Raw genomic sequence first — 19838 nt, forward strand, 5'->3', positions numbered from 1 at the left:
CCTGGCCAAGAGGCGCCGAAGGGCGCTACCTGTCGATTTTATGCTTTCTATTATTTCCAAAAAATCCCCACGCCTTCAATTGCGGCGTGGGGATTTTTGGGATTTATTGCGCCGATCGGCTTAAAGCAGCGACTCGATGTCCGCAGCCATCGTCTCCGGCGTTTCCTTCGGCTCGAAACGCTTCGCGACGCGGCCATCGCGGTCGATGACGAACTTCGTGAAGTTCCAAGCGATATCGGCTCCGCCCGTCTCGCCCTTCAAATATTTGAACAGCGGCAAAGCCTCGTCGCCGTTCACGTCGGCCTTGGCGAACAGCGGGAACGTCACGCCGTAGTTCAGCTTGCAAAAGCTCTCTACCTCGGCCTCCGTACCGGGCTCCTGCTCCGCGAACTGGTTGCACGGAAAGCCCAGAACGACCAGGCCTTGATCTTTATATTTTTCGTAAAGCGCCTGCAGACCTTCGTATTGCGGCGTCAGGCCGCACTTGCTGGCCGTGTTGGCGATGACGAGCACTTTGCCCCGATATTCCGACAGATCGACTTGATCTCCGCGGATGGATGGCGCCTTGAATTCGTATACGGACATGGTTTAATCCCCTCTCTGATCGGCGGCCGCGACCGGCTGCAGCGCGGTCATCAGCTCGCCCATTTGACTGCGGATTTTGAGCAGCATCTCGATATTCACGCCCGACTGGCAAAACACTTTTTCCGGCACCTCAAGCGCCTTTTCCCGCAGCGCCCTGCCCGCCTCCGATAAACGGATCAGCAGTTGCCGTTCATCCCCCGCGTCCCGCGCTCGGGTGAGCAGGCCCTGCGCCTCGAGCTTCTTAAGAAGCGGCGTCAGCGTGCCCGAATCGAGGTACAGCCGCTCGCCAAGCTCCTTCACGCTGACGGCGTCCCGCTCCCACAGCGCGAGCATCGCGATATACTGCGTATAGGTCAAGCCCAGCTCCCTGAGCACGGGCTGATACAGCCTCGTGATCTCCTTGGCGCAGGCGTAGACGGCAAAGCACGTTTGATTCTCCAGCTTTAACGCTTCTTCGTAAGACATGGAACCTCCTCTCCTCTCTGTTCGTTGACTGTTGCCGAACAATTTCAGATCGCACAATTAAATTGCCTGCAATCGAATCAAACCCAATTCTATATTTCGCGAGGTCCGATGTCAAACGCTTGACTTTTTATTTTAATTGCATACAATTTAATTTGACGAGATTAAAGAAAGAACCCAAATCAGAGCGAAAAAAAACAGAGGAGGAATTCAAATGTCGATCTACGATATTGAAGTGTCCGACGCCCGCGGCGCCGCGCATCCGCTGTCCGAATACAAGGGCCAGGTATTGCTGATCGTGAATACGGCGACCAAGTGCGGCTTTGCCCCTCAGTTCAAGGGCTTGCAGAAGCTGTACGACAAATACAAGGACGAGGGCTTCGCCGTGCTCGGATTCCCGAGCAATCAATTCGCGAACCAGGAGCCGCTGGACGGCGAGGCGATCGCGGAGGCGTGCGAGCTGAATCACGGCGTGAACTTTCCGCTTTACGCCAAGGTCGACGTCAAGGGCAAGGACGCGCACCCACTGTTCAAGCACCTGACGCGCGAAGCGCCGGGATTGCTGGGCACGAGAAAAATCAAATGGAACTTCACCAAGTTCCTCATCGGGCGCGACGGCAAGGTCGTCAAGCGCTACGCGCCGACGGATACGCCCGAGAAAATCGAAGGCAGAATCCGCGACCTGCTCTGAATTCCAAAGTCATGGCGCGAAGCCCCGGCAGCAGTCTGCCGGGGCTTCGCGTTTGCTATTTCGCATGAAATCTCTGTTCGTCTATTCGTCAAATGCCGGATGCCGCCGCTTCTTCGGCGCTCTTCGACGCAGCTTCGTTCTTCGCCTGGCACTTGGCGCAAATGCCCTGGAAATCGAGACGGTGATCCAGCACGTTGAAGCCGTATTCCCGCTCCAGCCGCTCTTCGAGGGGCGTGAGCCAGTCCTCCAGGATCTCGGTCATCGTGCCGCACTGCACGCAGATCAAATGATGATGATGGTGCTTGTTCGAATCGGTGCGAAGATCGTAGCGCGCGACGCCGTCTCCGAAGTTCATCTTCTCGACGATATGCATCTCGCTGAGCAATTCGAGCGTACGGTACACCGTGGCAAGGCCGATCTCCGGCGCTTTGTCCTTCACGAGCATAAAAACGTCTTCGGCGCTCAGGTGGTCCTCTTCGTTTTCCAAAAGTACCCGGACCGTAGCCTCCCGCTGCGGGGGTCAGCTTGTAGCCCTGCGATTGCAGCTGCTGCTTCACTTTGTCAATACGGGCTTCCATGTCCTTCCCCCTCCGCCCCAAAACACACTTGATTTCATTATAGGGGGGAGCTTCTTCAGGAAGTCAAACCCGCGCCTGCGGCGTATGCCTGGATCCGGCAAATTCCGCTTCGCGGATCGCGTCACAGCCATCCCGACAGACCGGCTACGAGGTGCGGCACGACGAACGCTTCCCACATCGACGCAATGCCGAGCACAATAAAAAAGCGCTGCGGACGTGCCCGTATGCGATGCCAAAGGCGGCAGCAGATTGCCTCTGCCGAGGAAGAGCCGCTCGCGTCCGACATAATAGGCAAAACGGATCGCGGAAACGCTCGCGATCGCAAGCGCGGGCAGGATGACCAAATTTTGAGGGGCTACGACGGCTAAGGAAACGACCACGCCCTTCCAAGCCAGGTGCCGAACGGTCAAACCGACCGCGAAGCCGATCAGCACGCCTTTTAAAAAATCGAGCGCCAGCACGAATGGGCTGCCGACGACGGAAATGCCCAGAAACCAGATCAGCCCCAGCCATTTTAAATGAAAAAAAGAGACGATCGCGAAACACGTCGATCGGCGCCTCGGCGCCGGCTGCCGTCCCGCCGAGATACGCGCCGAGCTCGTCCGACAGGCTCTGCTGCTGCTCGAGCGACAGCGCGTTCACGACGAGCGCCCCGAAAACCGCCCCGACGGCGATCAGCACGCCGACGAACAAATACAGGTTCAACTTGCCGCCAAGCGGCTTCCCCATCTTGCCGCGACTCATCGGTCGATCGCCTCCCGCCGCACAGGCTTGTTCCAACGCCTATACGTATGCCGCAATCGAGGCCGTTATGCGCGATCGTCCATCCCGGTCTCCTCGCGACCGCCGATGCGGCCGTAAGTCCCTCCGCTCCCGGCGGTCAGCGCAAGAAGTCCGGCGCGCGCGTCAAGGATCGCCGCCGCGATCCGATCGCCGGCCGCGTCCGCGATCCGGTCCCGGCCGATCCGGTGCAGGACATCCATCTCCGTGCCAACTTCGCGGAGCAACCGCTCTCTCATCTTGGGTCCGACGCCCGGGAAAAAGCTGAGCGGCACCTGATGCCGGTAAGGCGGCCGGCCGGGCGGCCAAAGCGGCGCCTCCCGGTCCGCGAGACGCGAAATGCGCGCGTCGACGCCGGTTATGAGGCGCGCGCTGCCGCAGGACGGGCAGATGTCGCCTGCCTCGCCGTCAGGCAGCGGGGGAACGGCAGGAGGGGCAATAGCTGGCATGATACTTGCCCAGCTTCGGATGCAGACCGAGGTTCGCGGTCACCCGTCTGCCGTCTTGTCCGCGCAGCGCCATGGCGAACTCGTCGAAAGAGGGCTCGCCGATGAGCAGCTCGTTGCATTCGCGGCCGATCATGCCCGTCGAATGGGCGTCGGAGTTCGTCAGCACCGGATAACGATCCAGCAGCGACAGCCGGCCGGCCATCGCGCTGTCCGCGCTGAGGCCGAGCTCGACCGCCGCGATGCCGTCCGGATCGAGCCTGTCGGACAGGCGATCCGCCGAACAGCCGAGCAGGCCGCGGTGAGGCGTGAACACGTGGGCGGGCACGAGCAAGCCGCCCCGGTCGAGCAGCTCCCGCTGCAGCTCGCGTCCCGTCGCGCGGATGCGCTGCGAGCTGAGCGCCACGTTTTTCATGCGCGGCGACATCCAATCCGTCCATTCCTTCATGGCGGCAAGCGTAGGCAAATACGCCAGCAAGTGATAGGGGCCGCCGCCCCAGCCCGGCTCGCGGACTTCGATCTCCGCCCCCGGCACGATGACCGTATCCCGATAACGAATGCCGCCGCCCGTCGCCTCCGCCATCTCGCCTGACGCCAGCAGGCCGTCGATGTCGGCCTGCACCGCCGGCGAATGGCAGTCGATGACGCCGAGCAGGGAGATCCCTTTCCGCTCGGACGCTTCCTCCGCGATCGCCTGGAACGTAAGTCCGCGGCTCGCGCTTATTTTTACCGGGCGCCCGTCCCCGCTGCTGCCGATATGCACGTGCATGTCCGCAAAGCACGGACGCAGTCCGCTCACGCTCCGAATTCTCCCGTTTGCCGCCAGTGGCGCCAGACGAGCACGCCGATCAGCGTCTTGGCGTCGCAGATGCGGCCGCTCGCGATATATTCGTCCGCCTGCTCGGGCGTCAGCGCCTCGCCGTTCAAAAACTCGTCCTCGTCCGGCTTCATCTCTCCCGCTTCGAGGTCGTCGGTAAAATACAGATGGATCAGCTCGTCGGCGAAGCCGGGCGACGTCGCGAACGACCGTACGAACCGGATGCTTCTCGCGCGATAGCCCGTCTCCTCCTCGAGCTCGCGGATCGCCGCGGCTTCCGGCGCTTCGCCCGCATCCAGCTTGCCGGCCGGGATCTCCACCTGCATGCGCTCGAGCGGCTTGCGGAACTGGTCGACGACCAGCAGCTTGCCCTCGTGCACCGCGATGACGGCGACGGCGCCCGGATGCCTCACGATCTCGCGCGTCGCCGTGCCGCCTCCCGGCAGGCGGACGGTGTCCAGCTGCAACGAAATGATCTTCCCTTCGAACCGTTTGTCCGTCGATAGGGTTTCTTCGTAAAACGGGTGCTTGCCGCCGCCCCCGCCTTGATGTTCGACGCTCATCTTTTTCGGCCCCCTGCTCCTCAATCAAATAAATGTCATCTGCCGGATCTCCGGCGCATAGATCAACCATATAGGCTTGTCCGGCCAAATGCAAGATCGCGGCGAGTGCCTGCGGCCCGCATGCCGAAGGGGGGAAATATGATGCTAAAACGATACGCGGAGCCGGACCGTATCCGGTGGACGGGAAAAGCTTGGGAGATCAAACGCGCGCTTCGCGTTCTCGAACGCCAAAAAAGGCGGGGACGCCCGCCTGAAGGATTTGCTGACGGAGATGGCGCCTCCCGCGCCGCGTCTCGCTGGGACGAGCGGAAAACGATAACGGCGCGCGGCGTAACGTGACAGATACGTTACTTGTACCGTTCTAGCAAGTCCGCAAGCTTGCCGCGGATCGCTTCCCGCAGCGCCTCGGGCGCTTCGACGGCCGCCTCCCGGCCCAAGCCGGCAAAAAAGTCGGCATAAAAAGGAAGGTCGCTCGAGGGGATGTCCCGGTCGATGGCGCCGCTGCCGTCCTCCCTTGCATCGAGCATCGGCGCGAGCCAAAGTTCGGCTTCGCAGCGCCTTACGCCGGCCCGGGTCAGCACGGCGCGCAGCCTGACAGGCGCGATCGGCTCGGCAACCTGCGGCCGGCCAAGCGCCGCATTTCCCAGGTCGCGCGGCTGCGTCCCCGCCGGGTCGGGCACGGCCTCCCGAATCCGATCGCAGCGGAAGACGCGGAAGCCCTCGCGGAGAAAACAGTAAGCCTTGCAGTACCAAAGCCCGTTGTTCGCATAAATGCCGACAGGTTGTATACGCCTGTCGCGCTTTTCTTTGCCCCCGGACATATAGACGATCGACAGCACCTGCTGACGAACGGCCGCATCGAGCAGCGCGGAGAGGCAGGGCGCATCGCCGCTGCGCGCGGGCGTCACGAAGTCGACCCGATGCTTCATGCCGTCGATCCGGTCTCTGACGTCGCCCGGCATATGGAGATAAAATTTGTTCAATGCAGAAGCCGACTCGGCTTGGAATGGCAGCGAACCGTAATGACGCAGCGCATGCACCGCGAAAAACATCGCCACGGCCTCTTCTTCGGTAAAGGCGATCGGCGGCAGCACGCGCTCCCGGACGACCTGGTAGCCGCCATGCGGACCGACCTCCGAATAAAGCGGCACGCCGAGCTCGCCTAGTTCCTGCAGATCCCTTAAAATCGTTCGCTTCGACACGCCGAATTCGTCCGCCAGCTCCTGTACCTTGAACCGCCGCTTGCGGTTGACGGTCATCATCAGCTCCATCAGCCGCTTGGATTTGGGCATCGGACGATCCTCCTCGCCTATGAAAAGCTTGCCGGGTTCATGACAAATGCTGTCACCATTATGACTTATGATGGGAACCGCAAGCAACCTATTCCCGGGAGTGATCGACCGATGTTCAAGTATGCCCTGCTCTTTTTTCTCGTCATGTTCATGATCGGAACGGATACGTTCCTCATCTCGCCCCTGCTGCCCGAGCTGCAGGCCGCATTCGGGGTCCGGACCGAATGGGCGGGCTGGATGCTCGGCGCCTATACGCTGGGCTCCGCCTTCTTCGCCCTGATCGCCGGTCCCCTGTCCGACGGCTGGAATCGGCGGACCGTCCTGCTATGCGGCCTGATCGCCTTCTCCGCGTCAACGTTCCTCTGCGGATACGCCGACAGCTTCTGGACAATGTGCTTGTTCCGGCTGGCGGCCGGCATCAGCGCCGCTTTCACGGCACCGCAAATCTGGGCCTCCATTCCCTCCGTCATGCCCCCGTCCAAGATCGCCAAGACGATGGGCGTCGCCTATGCCGGACTCGCCGCTTCCCAGGCGTTCGGCGTGCCGATCGGCAGCTGGCTCGCGTCCGGCGGATGGCCGGTTCCTTTCTGGACGATCGGCATTGCTTCGCTTGCGCTGGCCGGCTTCGTTTTCTGGCAGCTGCCGGACATCAAGCCTGTGGAGTCGGTCAGGCGCATCGCCATATCAACCCGCTATCGGCCGTTGATTCGCAGCGCCAAGGCCCGCGGCGGATTTGCCGCCTACCTGCTCTTGCACCTCGGCGGAGGCACTGCGTTCGCCTTCGCCGGCAAATGGTTGTCCGACCGCTTCGGCCTGTCGGTCGGCCAAATCGGCATCGCCATGCTGTTCCTAGGGCTGGGCAATATGCTCGGGAGCACGGTGAGCGCGTCTGCTTCCCGCCGCTTCGGCGCGGCGGGCACGGTGTACGCGGGCATGACGCTGCTGGTCGCGCTGTACATGCTCTTGCCCCGGCTCCCGCATCTATCCCTGGCGACCGTTTGCTACGTGATCATATTCGTCCTGCTCGGCATTCTTTTCCCGATCGTCATGGGCGCGCTCACGTCGCTCGACGCCGCGCTGCGCGGCACGATATCAAGTCTCGCCAACGCCACCATGAACGGCGCGAATACGCTCGGCGCTTGGGTTGCCGGCCTGCTGTACGTCCAGCTCGGCGGTTATGTGCCGATCGGCGTTTTCGCATCGGTCAGTCTCGCGCTCTCGCTCGCCGCCTTTGCGGCAAGCGGCGTCTTCGTTCGCCGTCCGGCGCGCGGCCGCGAGCAAGCTTGACGCCGAGCGTCGATGAGGCCCTTCGACGGGTATTGGCGAGCAGAATCTGATTACGGCATCTGATCGTTCGTCCGATTCCCATGTCTCATTGCGTCGCCTCGCGAAGCGGAATCGATACGGTCTCGGGCCTGGTCGGCATCGGACTGCCGCCTTTGGGCTCGATGGTGAGCAGCACGCATTCCCACGCCTCGGGGCGGACGTTCGAGGCATACAGATGCGCGCGGCTGTCGTGAAAGCGCAGCAGGCCCAGACTGGCGTTCGTCTCGCCTGACCTCGCCCATGCTTGAACGTCGGTGCGGGCCGAAGGGAGCAACCCTTCCATCAGCAAAAAAAAGCTCATGCGTGCGGGCGTTCAGCCAGAGCGTTTCTTTGGCCCCTCCGGGCAATCCGATCGCCGTCCCCGAGCGACCATTCTCTCCGTATTTGTAGACGACCGTGTCCGGTTCGCCGATGACCGTCGCGCCTTCCGGCTCATGCAGGCGCGCATATCCCGCGGGGCTCAGTTCGCTCCCCGCATGCCTTCCGCTCTTGCTTGCCAGCGGGTGCAGCAGCAGAAGCAAGGCGGCGACGGCAACGCCAAGTCCGCAAGCCGCGGCACGCGCCGGCCGCTTCGCAGTCGCAACCAACGCGCGCCCCGCGCGCCTGGCAAAAGCGTAGACGCCCGCGTGCAGCAGCAAGCTGCGTCGCCGCCTTGCGGACAGCACCTGCGCAGCGCCGGATTGCGCTGCGGCATCCGCTTGCGTAGCCACCTGACACGGTCCGGCCTGCCTGACTGGCAGCCCCGCGGCGCTAAGCCCGCCGCCCAGCAGCTTTGCCCACTGCGCGTGCGTATCGCGGCATTCGCGGCATTCGGCCTTATGCGCGATAAGCGCCTTAACTTCCCGTTCGTATAGCCGGCCGCCCAGCAGGTCGATCCAGCGCTCCTCGGGAACGCCGCAAGATCGCTCACGCATGGCCGTCGCCCCCTTCCCCGGCGCCCCAGCCCATGCGGTCGAGCGCTTTGCGCAGGTGTCCCAAGCCGTAGCGAACGCGGGATTTGACCGTGCCGAGCGGCACCTGCCACGCATCTGCCAGTTCTTTATGGCTGCGCGGCGTGAAGTACGCGGCCGCCAGCGCCTCGCGCTGCACGCCCGGAAGCTGGCGCAGCGCGCTGCGAACCGCTTCGCGCTCCATGCGCGCCAGCACCTCCGTCTCCGGCTGCGCGGCTGGCGCGTAGACGGCGGGCGCCTCTTCGCTCTCGCCGCGCAGCACCGTCCGATTGCGCTTGCGCAGCCGGTCGAGGCATCTGCTCTTCACCTGCACGGCGAGCCATGCTTGCGCGGAGCCGCGCGAGGGGTCGTAGCGGCCCGGGCTACGAATCACGCCGAGCAGCACGTCGTGAACGACGTCCTCCGCCTCCATCCGGTCCCCGAGCATATGGCAGGCCAGCGGCAAGAGGCAGGGTACGGCCTGTTCGTACAGCTTTTCGAAGGCCCGCGGATCCCCTTCCTCCATTTTTTCAGCCATTCGGCCATCTCCAGGACGGTCTCCGCCGAAGTCCCGTTCATGTCCCTTGCTCCCCTCCGTCGACAAACCGATTTACTATATTCATAGCAGATCAAGGCCCGTTCGCGTACGGTGCAAATGCGTTTTTTATCTGATTTTAAGCTTGTTTTAAGCGTTTTTTTTATGTAAAAAAACCGGCCGAACGCTAAATCCGCAGCGACCTCTCCCGCGTACACCAGGTGAAAAAAACATATCGCCGGGAGGTCTTGAAAGTCATGTTCAAGCCAAGATTGGGAAAATGGGCAAGCATCGCGATGACACTGTTGATGGCGCTGGGCGTACTAGGACTGTCCGCGCCCGCTTCCGCCGCGGGAACCGCCAAGCTGTACACGCCTTATGTCAGCCTGTCGGCCGCCCCGGGCGAATCGATCACGTACGATATCGACCTGATCAACGACGGCGACGCCATTCAGACGGCTGCGCTCAGCTTTACGGCCCCCCTCCAAGGATTGGAAAACCGATCTGACGGCGGGCGGCCATCCGATCTCCGAAGTCGCGGTCAAGCCGCGCGAGACGCAGACGGCGTCGCTTAGCGTGCTCGTGCCGTTCGAGGTCGCCAAAGGCACCTACGCGCTTCAACTGAACGCGGGCGCCTTCGGCAGCCTGACGCTCAAGATCAACGTAACCGAGCAGGGCACCTACAAGACCGAGCTCAGCGCCGAGCAGCCGAACATGGAAGGCCACAGCGATTCCACCTTCACGTATAATTTGACGCTAGCCAACCGGACCGCCAGCAAGCAGCAGTACGCGCTGACCGCCGAGCCGCCGGCCGGCTGGGACGCGCGGTTCAGCTCGGGCGGCAACAACGTGACGGCCGTCGACATCGAGCCGAACGCAACCTCCTCGATCACGCTGACGCTGACGCCTTCCGAAAAAGCCGAAGCGCAAACGTACAAAATTCCCGTTCATGCCTCCAACAGCAGCACCGCCGCGGACGTCACGATGGAAGCGGTCATCACGGGCACCTACGGCATCGACCTTTCGACGAGCAACCAGGTGCTCAGCGCGAACGTCACGGCCGGCGGCAAACGGACGCTCGAGCTGTCCGTGAAAAACACGGGAACCGCCGAGCTGACTAACGTCAGCCTTACGAACACCGCGCCGACCGATTGGGAGGTCACGTTCGAACCGAAGACGATACCGTCCATCAAGGCGGGCGAGTCGGTGCCCGTCACGGCCACGATCCGCAGCTCGGACAAATCGCTGTCGGGCGACTATGTCGTCGGCCTGACCGCGCAGGCCGCCGAAAAGTCGGCCGACGCCGCGATCCGCGTAACGGTGAAAACCTCGGTGCTATGGGGCTGGATCGGCGTGCTCATCATCGTGGCCGTGCTGGGCGGCGTCTACTGGCTGTTCCGCAAGTACGGGAGGCGCTGAGCCATGGAGGATACGGTAATCGCGCTTAGCCGATTGACCAAGCGCTACGGCGAATTCACCGCCGTGTCCGGGCTGGATCTGACCATCCGCCGGGGGGGAAATCTTCGGCCTGCTCGGTCCGAACGGCGCGGGAAAAACGACGACGATCCTCATGATGCTCGGGCTCGCCGAGCCCACGAGCGGTCAAGCGAGCGTATGCGGCATCGACGCCACGCGCAATCCGATCGAGGTGAAGCGCAGAGTCGGCTACATGCCAGACGATATCGGCTTCTACGAGGATCGGACCGGTCTAGACAACTTGATGTATACGGCCATGCTGAACCGGGTGCCGGAAGCCGAAGCGCGGCGACGGGCGATCGAGCTGCTGGACAAAGTGGGACTCGGCGACGCATCCGGCAAAAAAACGGGCGCCTATTCAAGGGGCATGCGGCAGCGGCTCGGTCTCGCGGACGTGCTGATCAAGCGGCCCGAAGTCGTCATCCTCGACGAGCCGACGCTCGGCATCGACCCCGAAGGGGTACGGGAGCTGCTCGCGCTCATTCGGGAGCTCAGCCGCGACGAAGGGCTGACCGTGCTGCTGTCCTCGCATCACCTCCACCAGGTGCAGCAAATTTGCGACCGCGTCGGCCTCTTCGTCGGCGGCCGGCTCATCGCGTCCGGCGACCTTGCCGCGTTGTCGCAGCTGCTGGACGGCAGCTCGTCCTATGCCGTCGAGCTGGACGTCGGCGGCTGGTCCGATGCGCTGGCATCCGCGCTGCGCGGCCTTGCGCGCGTAACCGCCGTCGACCTGCAAGAGACGGATGCGCTGAGGGCGTCGGACCGGTCGGGCGGCTTCGCGACCGTTCGCGTCACCGGCACGGACGACATCGCCGCAGAGCTTGCCGCCGCGGTCGTGAGCAGCGGAGCCTCGCTCCTCGGCCTGCGCCCGCTCCGTTACGGGCTCGACGAAATCTATCATCGTTATTTCGAAGGAGGGAACTCCGTTGGCCAACTTCATTGACAGGCTGAAGCCCGCGTTTGCCGGTTCAAGGGAAAGGCGGACGACGGTCGCCGCGAGCCGCGGTCCCTCCCCCTTTCTGGGTCATGGTCCGTAAGGAATTCGGCGATCATATTCGCAGCTGGCGGTTCGTCATCCTGCTCGCCATCGTCGTTCTGGCCTGCGCCGGCTCGCTGTATGCGTCCGTCTCCGCCTTGAAGGACGGGCAATCGGCGAGCGCCGCGTCGGGCGAAGGGAGCTCCAGCTTTCTATTTCTGAAAATGTTCACCGAAACGGACGGCTCGCTGCCGGGCTTCCTGACCTTCTTGTCCTTCCTGGCGCCGCTGATCGGCATCGCGCTCGGCTTCGATTCCGTCAACACCGAGCGCAACAAGGGGACGCTCAGCAGACTGCTGTCCCAACCCTTGTACAGAGACGACTTTCTGAACGCCAAGTTCGTCTCCGGGCTGCTGCTTATCGCGGTCGTCGTCTTTTCCCTGGGCTTCCTCGTCATGGGCATGGGGCTGTTCACGATCGGCTATCCGCCGACGCCGGAGGAATTCTGGCGCGTCGTCGTCATGCTGCTGATCACGGTCGTGTACGTCGGCTTGTGGCTGAATCTGTCGCTGCTGTTTTCCGTCCGGTTCCGCCAGGCGGCGACCTCGGCGCTGTGCGGCATCGCGCTGTGGATTTTTTTTCCTTGTCTTCTACGGCATGATCGTCAGCCTCGTAGGCAACGCGACGTCGCCTGCCGACACGGCCGCCGCCGGCACCGTCATCCGCCATCAGGATTGGATGATGATGCTCTCGCGGCTGTCGCCGGCCTATTTGTTCCAGGAAGCGGCCTCCACGCTGATGCTGCCTGACACGCGGACGCTCAATCCGTTCATCACCCAGGATCAAGCCTATCTGGCCATCAACGCGCCGCTCTCGTTCGGCCAGAGTTTGCTGCTCGTATGGCCGCAGGTCGTGGCGATCGTCGCGGAGACGACCGTCTCGTTCGCCGCCGCGTACGTCGCGTTTATGCGCCAGGAAATCAGGTCGCGCTCCTAAGCGGAGGCGGCGCGGGTCAATAGGCATCTCCGGGTGCCGGACGGGTCTCATCCCCTTCGATCAACGGACCTGCTTCATTGAGCGAAAGGGATAAGCCCTCCCCGGCGCAAGAAAACAGGGACAAATCGCTGCCAAGCGACTTGTTCCTGTTTTTTATTATATTGACACGATATATATCGGATCGATATAATGACCATGCCAACATAAGATTCGGGAAAGGAAGATTCGCCGCATGAACAGCCAAGACGTCATCTTAGGCCTGCTGCACCGAGGTCCGCTATCCGGCTACGAGATCAAGCAAAAGCTTGAGATGCCGCTCTCGTTTTTTTCGACGCCAGCTTCGGGACGATCTATCCGACGCTCGCGAAGATGGAGGCGATGGGCTATATCGCCAAGGAGAGCGTCGTGCAGGAAGCGCGTCCGAACAAAAACGTGTACTCGCTGACCGCGGAGGGCAAGACGCAATTCGAGCATTATTTGCATTCCCCCGTCGAGAAGGACAGCTATCGCTCCGACTTCCTCGTTCGGATGTTCTTCGGGGGAGTATTCGGACGAAGAGACGCTCGCCGACTGGATTCGCGACGAGATCCGCAAGGCGGCGGCGGCCGCAGGTCAATTGCAGCAGATGAAGGCGGACTGGGCCGAAGGCATGCCGGCATCGAAAACGTTGTGCCTGGATATCGGCATCGAGTTGAATGCTTCCAAATCGCAAACGCTGCGCGAGACGCTCAAGCGATTGACGGGCTCTGACGCCTGAGGCCGGACGCCCGAAGCTTAATCCCGACTGAAGAGAGGAGAATGGCCGGCCATGTCAACCGTATCCAAAAAAACGGGACTGATCGTTTTATCGATGGCGCTCGGCTTGTTGATGGCCTCGCTGGACAATACGATCGTATCCGCCAGCATGAACAAGGTGATCGAAAATATCGGCGGTTTCGAAAAAGTGTCCTGGGTATTTACCGCCTACATGCTCGCTTCCACAAGTACGATGCTCATTTTCGGCAAGTTGTCCGACATGTTCGGACGCAAACGATTTTATTTGATCGGCATCGGCTTGTTTCTTCTCGGCTCCGCGCTTTGCGGCATGGCGCAGACGATCGACCAGCTGATCTGGTTTCGCGTCGTCCAGGGCGTCGGCTCCGGCTCGGTGTTCCCGATTTCCTTTTCGATCATCTTCACCCTGTTCGCCGATCCGAAGCAGGCCGCGAAGCTGTCCGGCGTGATGGGCGCCGTATTCGGCCTGTCCTCCGTGGCGGGCCCGCAGCTCGGCACGTTGATCTCCGAGCAGATGAGCTGGCGCTGGTGTTTTTACGTGAACGTGCCGATCGGCATCGCCTCGATGCTTATCTTGGTCTTCTCGCTGCGCGAATCGAGAGCGGAAAAAAAGCCGCGCATCGACTACTGGGGCGCGCTCTTGCTCGTCTGCGCCACGGTCTCCGCGCTTATGGCGCTCGAGCTCGGAGGCAAAGATTATGCCTGGGGATCCTGGCAGATCCTCGGCTTGTTCGCGCTCGGCGCGATCGCGGGCGCGTCGTTCGTCGCCGTGGAGCTTAAGGCGGAGGAGCCCGTGCTCCCTTTAACCATTTTCAAAAACCGGCTCGTGCTCGGCGTCAGCCTGCTCTGCTTCTGCCAAGGCGTCATCATGTTTTCCGCCATCGCCTATCTTCCGCTGTACGCGACGGCCGTCCTCGGCAAAGCCAACTCCAACGGCATTCTGACGCCGATGATGGCTTCCCTGATCGCCGGCGCGATCGTCTCCGGATTTTTCGTCGCCCGGCTTCGTTTTCGAACGGTGCTGTTCGTCAACATGGCGCTCGGCGTCGTGGCGGCCGTCCTCCTCATGAACCTTTCTCCCGACATGGCCTATTGGCAGGTCATCGCCATTATGATCCTGCTCGGCCTCGGGGTGATCGGCCCGCTCATGAGCCTGGGCCAGAGCGCGGTCGCGATGTCCGTTCACCCGCGATATATCGGCATTTCTTCTTCGGTCGTCGGCTTCTGGCGCAATATCGGCGGCGTCATCGGCGCATCCGTCATGGCCGTGCTCGTCAATGCGAGCCTGAAGGACAGCTCGCGCGAAGCGATCGCCAAGTTCAGCATCCCTTCCGACCAAGCCGGCACGCTCGCCAATCCCGAGACCGTCATCAAAGGCGCTTCCCGCTTGCCCGCGGATCTGCTCGCTTTCATGCGCGGGGCGATCGGAGATGCGATCTCGCATGGCTTTATTCTGTCCCTGTTCGTCATGATCGCGGGCGCGATCGTGGCGCTTTCGGTAGGCAATGCGCGGTACCGGAGACAGGCCGAAGCGAAGGAAGCCTATGATCCGGAAGCTTCCCCAGGCGCTTCGATTGTCGGGTAAAAGGATTATTTTCTCAGCTTCGACGCCCCTCATTCGGAGCGAGTTTGAATTTGACGTTAAAGGCATGTCTGACGTTAAAGCCATATCTAATGAGGCGAAATCGGGTAGAATAGAGCGAAAGCAAGACGCGCGAGGTGGTCGCCTTTGGATTTGGACATATTACGTGCGGCGATCGCGCCGTATTCGCTCAACAGCTGTCTGGTCAGCCGGCAGGACCGGCTTGTTTTCGAGCACTACCGCGAGCCCGACAGGGCGCTTGCGCCGGCCAAGATCAATTCCTGCACGAAAAGCGTCCTGTCCATGCTGCTCTGCATCGCGATCGATCGCGGACTGCTGCCTGCCCCCGGCGACGCGCCCGTCTCCATGTTTTTTCCGCAGTTGGCCCGGGATCCGGATACGCGAAAAAGGGAAATGACGCTGCTGCACCTGCTGACGATGACGTCCGGCATCCGATGGCAGGAGTTCGGAGGCCTGAACAGCTTTCCGCGCATGACGCGCACGCCCGATTGGGTTAGTCATGTCCTGGCACAGCCGCTCTCCGAACCGCCTGGGCGAAAAATGACGTACAATTCGGGCGTCTCGCAGCTTTTGTCCGCGATTCTGTCCCAGGCGACGGGCATGACCGTCGCGGCGTTCGCTGAACGCTCGCTGTTCGGCCCGCTCGGCATCGAGGCCTACGATTGGGAGACAGATCCGCAGGGCTTCCATACGGGCGGCTTCGGACTTCGTCTGCGTCCCGCGGACCTGCTCAAGCTGGGTCAGCTTCAGTTGCGGCGCGGCAGCTGGGAAGGACATCGGCTCTATTCCTCCGCGCTCGCCGAAGTCGCCGTAGCGCCCGTCGTAAGAGCCAGTCCGCCCTATGACGGCGCTTACGCCTGGCACTGGTGGTGCGGGTCCTACGAGCCGGGCGATTCCCCCCGACAAGCGCGAGACGAACGTTGAGCCCTGGGATGTTAGCTCGGATGACCCCGGCCGTGCGGTCGCTGACAGCCCCGCGTCCCCCTTCGCCATCGGCGACACCGGCGGTTTGTCGGCTTCCCTTCCGCATATGCCGCCGGGATCGGTCCCTTACTATTACGCGCGCGGATTCGGCGGTCAGTATATCTTTGTCGTTCCCCGGGCCGAGCTCGTCGCGGTATTGACGCAGGACAGCCGCAAACGAAAACAGCCGGATTGGTTCGCCGAGGCGATTGCGCCCCTCCTCCCGTCCCGGTGACCGATCTGCTTCGCACCATGGGCGGAGGGGCGGCTATCGATCGCGTACTTATCGCGATAGCCCCATGAATGCTTTTCACTCGATGAATGATGTGCGCTATGACGGACAAAGTTTAAAAAAGCCGGATCTCCCGGCGGCGCGAGCCGCCGGGAGATCCGGCTTCTTGTATCGTTTGCGCTTGAATCAATGACGCTTCGCTTCTTCGACGATCGCAAGGACGAGTTCCGTCACCTTCACGATGTCGTCGGCCTTGATCCGTTCCTTCGTCGTATGAATGTCCTCGTAGCCGACGGCCAGGTTGACGGTCGGCACGCCGTTGCCGTTAAACATGTTGGCATCGGAGCCGCCGCCGGAGGCGAACAGGCTGGGCGCGAGGCCGATGCCGCGGATCGCGGCGCTCGCGATCTGGATGACTTCGTCCGCTTCGGTATAGCTGTAGGCCGGGTAGATGACTTCGCTGACGAATTCGAACGAGGCGCCCGTCTCTTCGCAAGCGCTCGCCACCGCCTGGCGCATCAACTCGGCCTGCGCTTCGAGCTTCTCGTTCGAACGGCTGCGCACTTCGGCATAAATCTTGATTTTGTCGACGACGACGTTCACTTCCCCGCCGCCCTCGAAACGTCCGATGTTCGCGGTCGTCTCTTTGTCGATTCGTCCAAGCTTCATTTTCGAGACCGCTTTGGAGGCGACCTGGATGGCGCTGATGCCGTCCTCCGGATTGACGCCGGCATGCGCGGCCTTGCCCTGAATCGTGATGTACTGACGCGAATTCGTGATCGCCGCCGCCGCGATCTCCCCGACCTTGCCGTTGGAGTCGAGCGCGAAGCCGAACTTCGCCTTAAGACGCGAACCGTCCATCGCGCGGGAGCCGAGCAGGCCGGACTCTTCGCCGACGGTGATGACGAACTGAACGGCCCCGTGCGAAGCGCCGGTCTCCTTCAGCACGCGGAGCGCTTCGAAGATCGCGGCGAGTCCGGCTTTGTCGTCGGCGCCGAGGATCGTCGTGCCGTCGCTGCGGATGTAGCCGTCGGCGTCCAGCCTGGGCTGGATGCCAAGTCCCGGCGCGACCGTATCCATATGCGAGGTGAACAGCAGCACGGGCGCGGACTCGGACCCCGGCGACGCCGGCAGCCAGGCGAACAGGTTGCCAGAGCCGTGGCCGATTTTTTCCGCGACGTCGTCCTCCTCCACCGTAAGGCCGAGCGCCTCGAACTTCGCGATAAGCGCCTTGCGAATCGCTTGTTCATGCTTCGTTTCGCTGTCGATCTGCACTAATTCCATGAATTCTTCGATCAGCCGTTCTTTTTTGACCATGCGGATCCTCCTCGTAAGCGTGCGTCAAATCGGTTAAAATAACAATGATGCTTTTTCAATTCTTATTTTGCCGCAAAGGATGGTTCCGATGAACAACACGCGCTGGTTTAAAATCGTCGTATACGTCATGCTGATCGCCATGATCGCTTCTACCGTGCTGCTGTCGATCGGATCGCTGCTTCAGTGACGGTCCGCAAGCTCCCGTAACCGAATACGTCCCGGAAATGCGGGAGCACCCGCTCCGCGATCTCTTCAACCTCAAGCGTAAGGCCCGTCTCGGCTTCGAGCGAGGTGACCCCGTATTCCTGGATGCCGCACGGCACGATGCCGCCGAACCCCTCTTGCTCTACGCCCCGCTTCACGTTGAAGGCGAAGCCGTGGCTCGTCACGAAGCCGCGTCTTGCGCGCGCGCGGTTGAATTTGACGCCGATCGCGGCCACCTTGCGGTCGCCGATCCAGACGCCCGTATATTCGGGCTTCCTGCCGCCGACGAGTCCGAACTCCGCGAGCAGCCGAATCAGCGATTCTTCGAGATCGCGCAAGTACTTGTGCAGATCAAGCCCCTCGGCGTCCAAGTAAAGCAGCGGATATCCGACGAGCTGCCCCGGGCCGTGATACGTAATATCTCCGCCGCGGTCGATCTCGAATACCGAGATGCCCCGTCGCTTAAGCTCGTCCGGCGACATCAGCAGATGCTCGGGATGACGGTCCGTGCCGATCGTATAGGTCGGCGGATGCTCCAGCAGCAGCAGCGTATCCTCGCGCTCCCCCGCGCCGATGTCCCGAATCAGCGCCTTTTGCAAGTCCCACGCTTCTCCGTACTCGATACGGCCCAGCTTGGCCGTGTCCAGCATGCCCATGTCCATCTCGCCTCCCGTTAACCTCCCTATTGTAGCGCAAGCCCGAAGCGCCCGCAAACCGCGGGGAAGCGGGTCACGGCTGCGGCAAAAGGCCGCCCGCGGCCGCGCCTTGCGCGCCTGCGGGCGACCTCTCGCCGTTCGGAAGAAGCCACTTATCAATATAGCTTGGTGTCCAGGCTGTAGCTCTCCAGATTCTCCTTCACCCGCTGCAGGAACCGTCCGCAAATGACGCCGTCCAGGATGCGGTGGTCGAGCGACAGGCACAAATTAACCATCGAACGCACGCCGATCATGTCGTTGATGACGACGGGGCGCTTGACGATCGATTCGAACGTCAGGATCGCGGCCTGCGGATAGTTGATGATCGGCTGCGACAGGATCGAACCGAACGAGCCCGTGTTGTTGACCGTGAACGTGCCGCCCTGCATATGCTCGAGCTTCAGCTTGCCGTGACGCGCGCGGTTCGCCAGATCGTCGATCTCGTGCGCGATGCCGGCGATGTTTTTCTGGTCGGCGTTCTTGATGACCGGGGTCACGACCGAATCCTCGGTTCCGACCGCCAGCGCCATGTTGATGTCGCGCTTGACGATGATCTTGTCCGTCGCCCACACCGAATTCATGATCGGATAATCCTTGATCGCGCCGACGGCGGCCTTGACGAGGAACGGCATGTACGTCAGGTTGATGCCTTCCGTCCGTTTGAATTCGTCCTTCAGCTTGCTGCGAAGCACGACGAGATTGGTCACGTCCACCTCGATCATCGTCCAGGCGTGCGGAATCTCGGTCACGCTTTGGCGCATGCGCGTCGCGATCGTATTGCGGATCGGGGTGACGTCGATGAAATATTCGCCGCGGCCGGGCACTTCGTGGCCCTCGATCTCGATCGTCGGAATGCGCGGCGATTCGGACAAGTGGAGTCCGCCCGATCGCACCTGCACGCGGGGATCCATCGGTTCGATCGGCTTCGAGGACGAAGACGCCGCGCTCGCGGATGCCGTCGCGGCCGACGGCGCCGGCGCAGCCTGCGGAGCGGCCTGCTGCACGGCTGCGGCGGGCGCGGCCGCAGCCGCCTTCGGCTGCGCGCCGGCCGAGCCGCCGGCAGCGGCGGCCGCCAGCACGTCGGCGCGCGTAATGCGACCGCCCATGCCGGAGCCGGCCAAGCGGGCAAGATCGATGCCGTGCTCGGCGGCCAGCTTCAGCACGGCCGGGGAATAGCGCTGGCGCATCTCCTGACCCGCGGCCGCAGCGGCAGGCGCCGAAGCCGGTCCCGGCGCCGTCGGAACGGCGTTCGCCTCGCGTTCCGCCGCGCGCACCGCCTCGTCGGTCGGCTGGAGGCCGGCCGCAAGCGCGCCGCCCGGAATTTCCGCATAGGCGTCGGCTTCCTCTTCCTCGATCAGGCAGATCGCGCTGCCGACGTTAACCGTCTCCCCGTCGCCTGCCAGCACCTTGACCAGCACGCCCCGGGCCGTCGACGGCAGCTCTGCGCTCACCTTTTCCGTGATCAGCTCGCAGAGGGGCTCGTACATTTCGACGTAGTCGCCCGGCTTTTTCAACCAACGGTCGACGGTCGCCGTCTCCAGCGATTCCGCCAGCTTCGGCATGATGATTTCGGTAATCTTTTTGCTCAAGTCCGATCA

Annotated in this window: 20 protein-coding genes and 3 pseudogenes; 11 read left to right on the forward strand and 12 right to left on the reverse strand. The window is 62.3% G+C overall.

Annotated features, from left to right (window positions below):
• Positions 1 to 120: 120 nt before the first annotated feature.
• Both OMP40_RS30560 and OMP40_RS30565 read right to left on the reverse strand, forming a co-directional pair.
• The gene (locus tag OMP40_RS30560; RefSeq protein WP_277536956.1) at positions 121 to 585 is read right to left on the reverse strand and encodes a glutathione peroxidase; all 465 of its coding nucleotides are present in this window, start codon (positions 583 to 585) and stop codon (positions 121 to 123) included.
• A 3-nt stretch (positions 586 to 588) separates the two neighbouring features.
• A complete protein-coding gene (locus tag OMP40_RS30565) occupies positions 589 to 1050 on the reverse strand; it encodes a MarR family winged helix-turn-helix transcriptional regulator (RefSeq protein WP_277536957.1) in 462 nt (153 codons plus the stop codon).
• A 211-nt stretch (positions 1051 to 1261) separates the two neighbouring features.
• Here OMP40_RS30565 and OMP40_RS30570 point away from each other — a divergent pair, with 211 nt between their 5' ends.
• Positions 1262 to 1738 carry a glutathione peroxidase gene (locus OMP40_RS30570; protein WP_277536958.1) on the forward strand — a complete coding sequence of 159 codons (477 nt, stop codon included), beginning with the start codon at positions 1262 to 1264 and terminating at the stop codon, positions 1736 to 1738.
• A gap of 88 nt (positions 1739 to 1826) precedes the next feature.
• On the opposite strand, the pseudogene fur reads toward OMP40_RS30570, so the two are convergent.
• From fur to OMP40_RS30595, 5 genes and pseudogenes are all read right to left on the reverse strand, one after another.
• A pseudogene (gene fur, locus OMP40_RS30575) lies at positions 1827 to 2316 on the reverse strand (ferric iron uptake transcriptional regulator).
• Positions 2292 to 2903 carry a stage II sporulation protein M gene (locus OMP40_RS30580; protein ID WP_338131341.1) on the reverse strand — a complete coding sequence of 204 codons (612 nt, stop codon included), beginning with the start codon at positions 2901 to 2903 and terminating at the stop codon, positions 2292 to 2294. Before OMP40_RS30580 ends, fur begins: the two are co-directional and overlap by 25 nt.
• A gap of 222 nt (positions 2904 to 3125) precedes the next feature.
• Positions 3126 to 4311, reverse strand: a pseudogene (locus OMP40_RS30585) (endonuclease Q family protein).
• A gap of 26 nt (positions 4312 to 4337) precedes the next feature.
• On the reverse strand, positions 4338 to 4922 hold the full coding sequence (locus OMP40_RS30590; RefSeq protein WP_277536959.1) for an NUDIX domain-containing protein: 585 nt from the start codon (positions 4920 to 4922) through the stop codon (positions 4338 to 4340).
• Positions 4923 to 5269: 347 nt separating this feature from the next.
• Positions 5270 to 6214: a helix-turn-helix transcriptional regulator gene (locus tag OMP40_RS30595; protein WP_277536960.1), complete on the reverse strand. Its 945-nt coding sequence runs from the start codon at positions 6212 to 6214 to the stop codon at positions 5270 to 5272.
• A 111-nt stretch (positions 6215 to 6325) separates the two neighbouring features.
• Here OMP40_RS30595 and OMP40_RS30600 point away from each other — a divergent pair, with 111 nt between their 5' ends.
• Complete coding sequence (locus OMP40_RS30600; protein WP_277536961.1) at positions 6326 to 7501, forward strand: MFS transporter; 1176 nt, start codon at positions 6326 to 6328, stop codon at positions 7499 to 7501.
• A gap of 50 nt (positions 7502 to 7551) precedes the next feature.
• Here the strand turns inward: OMP40_RS30600 and OMP40_RS43215 are convergent, their stop codons facing one another.
• Positions 7552 to 8454 (reverse strand): hypothetical protein, encoded by a 903-nt coding sequence (locus tag OMP40_RS43215; protein ID WP_277536962.1) that lies wholly within the window; start codon positions 8452 to 8454, stop codon positions 7552 to 7554.
• Positions 8447 to 9007, reverse strand: a complete 561-nt coding sequence (locus tag OMP40_RS30610) for an RNA polymerase sigma factor (RefSeq protein ID WP_277536963.1) — start codon at positions 9005 to 9007, stop codon at positions 8447 to 8449. The genes OMP40_RS43215 and OMP40_RS30610 overlap by 8 nt, the downstream gene beginning before the upstream one ends.
• A 254-nt stretch (positions 9008 to 9261) precedes the next feature.
• On the opposite strand from OMP40_RS30610, the gene OMP40_RS30615 reads away from it, so the two are divergent.
• From OMP40_RS30615 to OMP40_RS30645, 8 genes and pseudogenes are all read left to right on the forward strand, one after another.
• Positions 9262 to 9579 carry a hypothetical protein gene (locus OMP40_RS30615; RefSeq protein WP_277536964.1) on the forward strand — a complete coding sequence of 106 codons (318 nt, stop codon included), beginning with the start codon at positions 9262 to 9264 and terminating at the stop codon, positions 9577 to 9579.
• Between the two features lies 1 nt (position 9580).
• The gene (locus OMP40_RS30620) at positions 9581 to 10423 is read left to right on the forward strand and encodes a COG1470 family protein (protein ID WP_277536965.1); all 843 of its coding nucleotides are present in this window, start codon (positions 9581 to 9583) and stop codon (positions 10421 to 10423) included.
• A gap of 3 nt (positions 10424 to 10426) precedes the next feature.
• Positions 10427 to 11423: pseudogene (locus OMP40_RS30625) on the forward strand (ABC transporter ATP-binding protein).
• 83 nt (positions 11424 to 11506) lie between these two features.
• Positions 11507 to 12265 carry an ABC transporter permease gene (locus OMP40_RS30630; protein WP_338131278.1) on the forward strand — a complete coding sequence of 253 codons (759 nt, stop codon included), beginning with the start codon at positions 11507 to 11509 and terminating at the stop codon, positions 12263 to 12265.
• Positions 12255 to 12452, forward strand: coding sequence for a hypothetical protein (locus tag OMP40_RS40675; RefSeq protein ID WP_338131279.1), 198 nt, complete (start codon positions 12255 to 12257; stop codon positions 12450 to 12452). The genes OMP40_RS30630 and OMP40_RS40675 overlap by 11 nt, the downstream gene beginning before the upstream one ends.
• A 378-nt stretch (positions 12453 to 12830) precedes the next feature.
• Positions 12831 to 13202, forward strand: coding sequence for a hypothetical protein (locus OMP40_RS30635; RefSeq protein WP_277536966.1), 372 nt, complete (start codon positions 12831 to 12833; stop codon positions 13200 to 13202).
• Between the two features lie 58 nt (positions 13203 to 13260).
• A complete protein-coding gene (locus OMP40_RS30640) occupies positions 13261 to 14811 on the forward strand; it encodes a DHA2 family efflux MFS transporter permease subunit (protein WP_277536967.1) in 1551 nt (516 codons plus the stop codon).
• Between the two features lie 144 nt (positions 14812 to 14955).
• Positions 14956 to 15753, forward strand: coding sequence for a serine hydrolase domain-containing protein (locus tag OMP40_RS30645; protein WP_277536968.1), 798 nt, complete (start codon positions 14956 to 14958; stop codon positions 15751 to 15753).
• Positions 15754 to 16210: 457 nt separating this feature from the next.
• On the opposite strand, the gene OMP40_RS30650 is transcribed toward OMP40_RS30645, so the two are convergent.
• Positions 16211 to 17341, reverse strand: a complete 1131-nt coding sequence (locus OMP40_RS30650) for a M20/M25/M40 family metallo-hydrolase (RefSeq protein WP_277536969.1) — start codon at positions 17339 to 17341, stop codon at positions 16211 to 16213.
• 88 nt (positions 17342 to 17429) lie between these two features.
• Between OMP40_RS30650 and prli42 the strand changes: the two genes are divergently transcribed.
• Positions 17430 to 17528 carry a stressosome-associated protein Prli42 gene (prli42, locus tag OMP40_RS30655; RefSeq protein ID WP_277536970.1) on the forward strand — a complete coding sequence of 33 codons (99 nt, stop codon included), beginning with the start codon at positions 17430 to 17432 and terminating at the stop codon, positions 17526 to 17528.
• On the opposite strand, the gene lipB is transcribed toward prli42, so the two are convergent.
• Positions 17491 to 18207, reverse strand: coding sequence for a lipoyl(octanoyl) transferase LipB (gene lipB / locus OMP40_RS30660; RefSeq protein ID WP_420872060.1), 717 nt, complete (start codon positions 18205 to 18207; stop codon positions 17491 to 17493). The genes prli42 and lipB overlap by 38 nt on opposite strands.
• A gap of 149 nt (positions 18208 to 18356) precedes the next feature.
• A complete protein-coding gene (locus OMP40_RS30665) occupies positions 18357 to 19802 on the reverse strand; it encodes a dihydrolipoamide acetyltransferase family protein (protein WP_277538137.1) in 1446 nt (481 codons plus the stop codon).
• Between the last annotated feature and the right edge of the window lie 36 nt (positions 19803 to 19838).

The sequence above is a fragment of the Cohnella rhizosphaerae genome, from assembly GCF_029525575.1.
In the GTDB taxonomy this organism is placed as follows: domain Bacteria; phylum Bacillota; class Bacilli; order Paenibacillales; family Paenibacillaceae; genus Cohnella; species Cohnella rhizosphaerae.

Coding starts and splice junctions, on each gene's coding strand:
- OMP40_RS30635 (WP_277536966.1), top strand. CDS start 12,831: ATGGGCTATATCGCCAAGGAGAGCGTCGTGCAGGAAGCGCGTCCGAAC.
- OMP40_RS30590 (WP_277536959.1), bottom strand. CDS start 4,922: ATGAGCGTCGAACATCAAGGCGGGGGCGGCGGCAAGCACCCGTTTTAC.
- OMP40_RS30610 (WP_277536963.1), bottom strand. CDS start 9,007: ATGGCTGAAAAAATGGAGGAAGGGGATCCGCGGGCCTTCGAAAAGCTG.
- OMP40_RS43215 (WP_277536962.1), bottom strand. CDS start 8,454: ATGCGTGAGCGATCTTGCGGCGTTCCCGAGGAGCGCTGGATCGACCTG.
- OMP40_RS30560 (WP_277536956.1), bottom strand. CDS start 585: ATGTCCGTATACGAATTCAAGGCGCCATCCATCCGCGGAGATCAAGTC.
- OMP40_RS30630 (WP_338131278.1), top strand. CDS start 11,507: ATGGTCCGTAAGGAATTCGGCGATCATATTCGCAGCTGGCGGTTCGTC.
- lipB (WP_420872060.1), bottom strand. CDS start 18,207: ATGGACATGGGCATGCTGGACACGGCCAAGCTGGGCCGTATCGAGTAC.
- OMP40_RS30565 (WP_277536957.1), bottom strand. CDS start 1,050: ATGTCTTACGAAGAAGCGTTAAAGCTGGAGAATCAAACGTGCTTTGCC.
- OMP40_RS30600 (WP_277536961.1), top strand. CDS start 6,326: ATGTTCAAGTATGCCCTGCTCTTTTTTCTCGTCATGTTCATGATCGGA.
- OMP40_RS30640 (WP_277536967.1), top strand. CDS start 13,261: ATGTCAACCGTATCCAAAAAAACGGGACTGATCGTTTTATCGATGGCG.
- OMP40_RS30665 (WP_277538137.1), bottom strand. CDS start 19,802: ATGCCGAAGCTGGCGGAATCGCTGGAGACGGCGACCGTCGACCGTTGG.
- OMP40_RS40675 (WP_338131279.1), top strand. CDS start 12,255: ATGCTGCCTGACACGCGGACGCTCAATCCGTTCATCACCCAGGATCAA.
- OMP40_RS30570 (WP_277536958.1), top strand. CDS start 1,262: ATGTCGATCTACGATATTGAAGTGTCCGACGCCCGCGGCGCCGCGCAT.
- OMP40_RS30615 (WP_277536964.1), top strand. CDS start 9,262: ATGTTCAAGCCAAGATTGGGAAAATGGGCAAGCATCGCGATGACACTG.
- OMP40_RS30595 (WP_277536960.1), bottom strand. CDS start 6,214: ATGCCCAAATCCAAGCGGCTGATGGAGCTGATGATGACCGTCAACCGC.
- OMP40_RS30650 (WP_277536969.1), bottom strand. CDS start 17,341: ATGGTCAAAAAAGAACGGCTGATCGAAGAATTCATGGAATTAGTGCAG.
- prli42 (WP_277536970.1), top strand. CDS start 17,430: ATGAACAACACGCGCTGGTTTAAAATCGTCGTATACGTCATGCTGATC.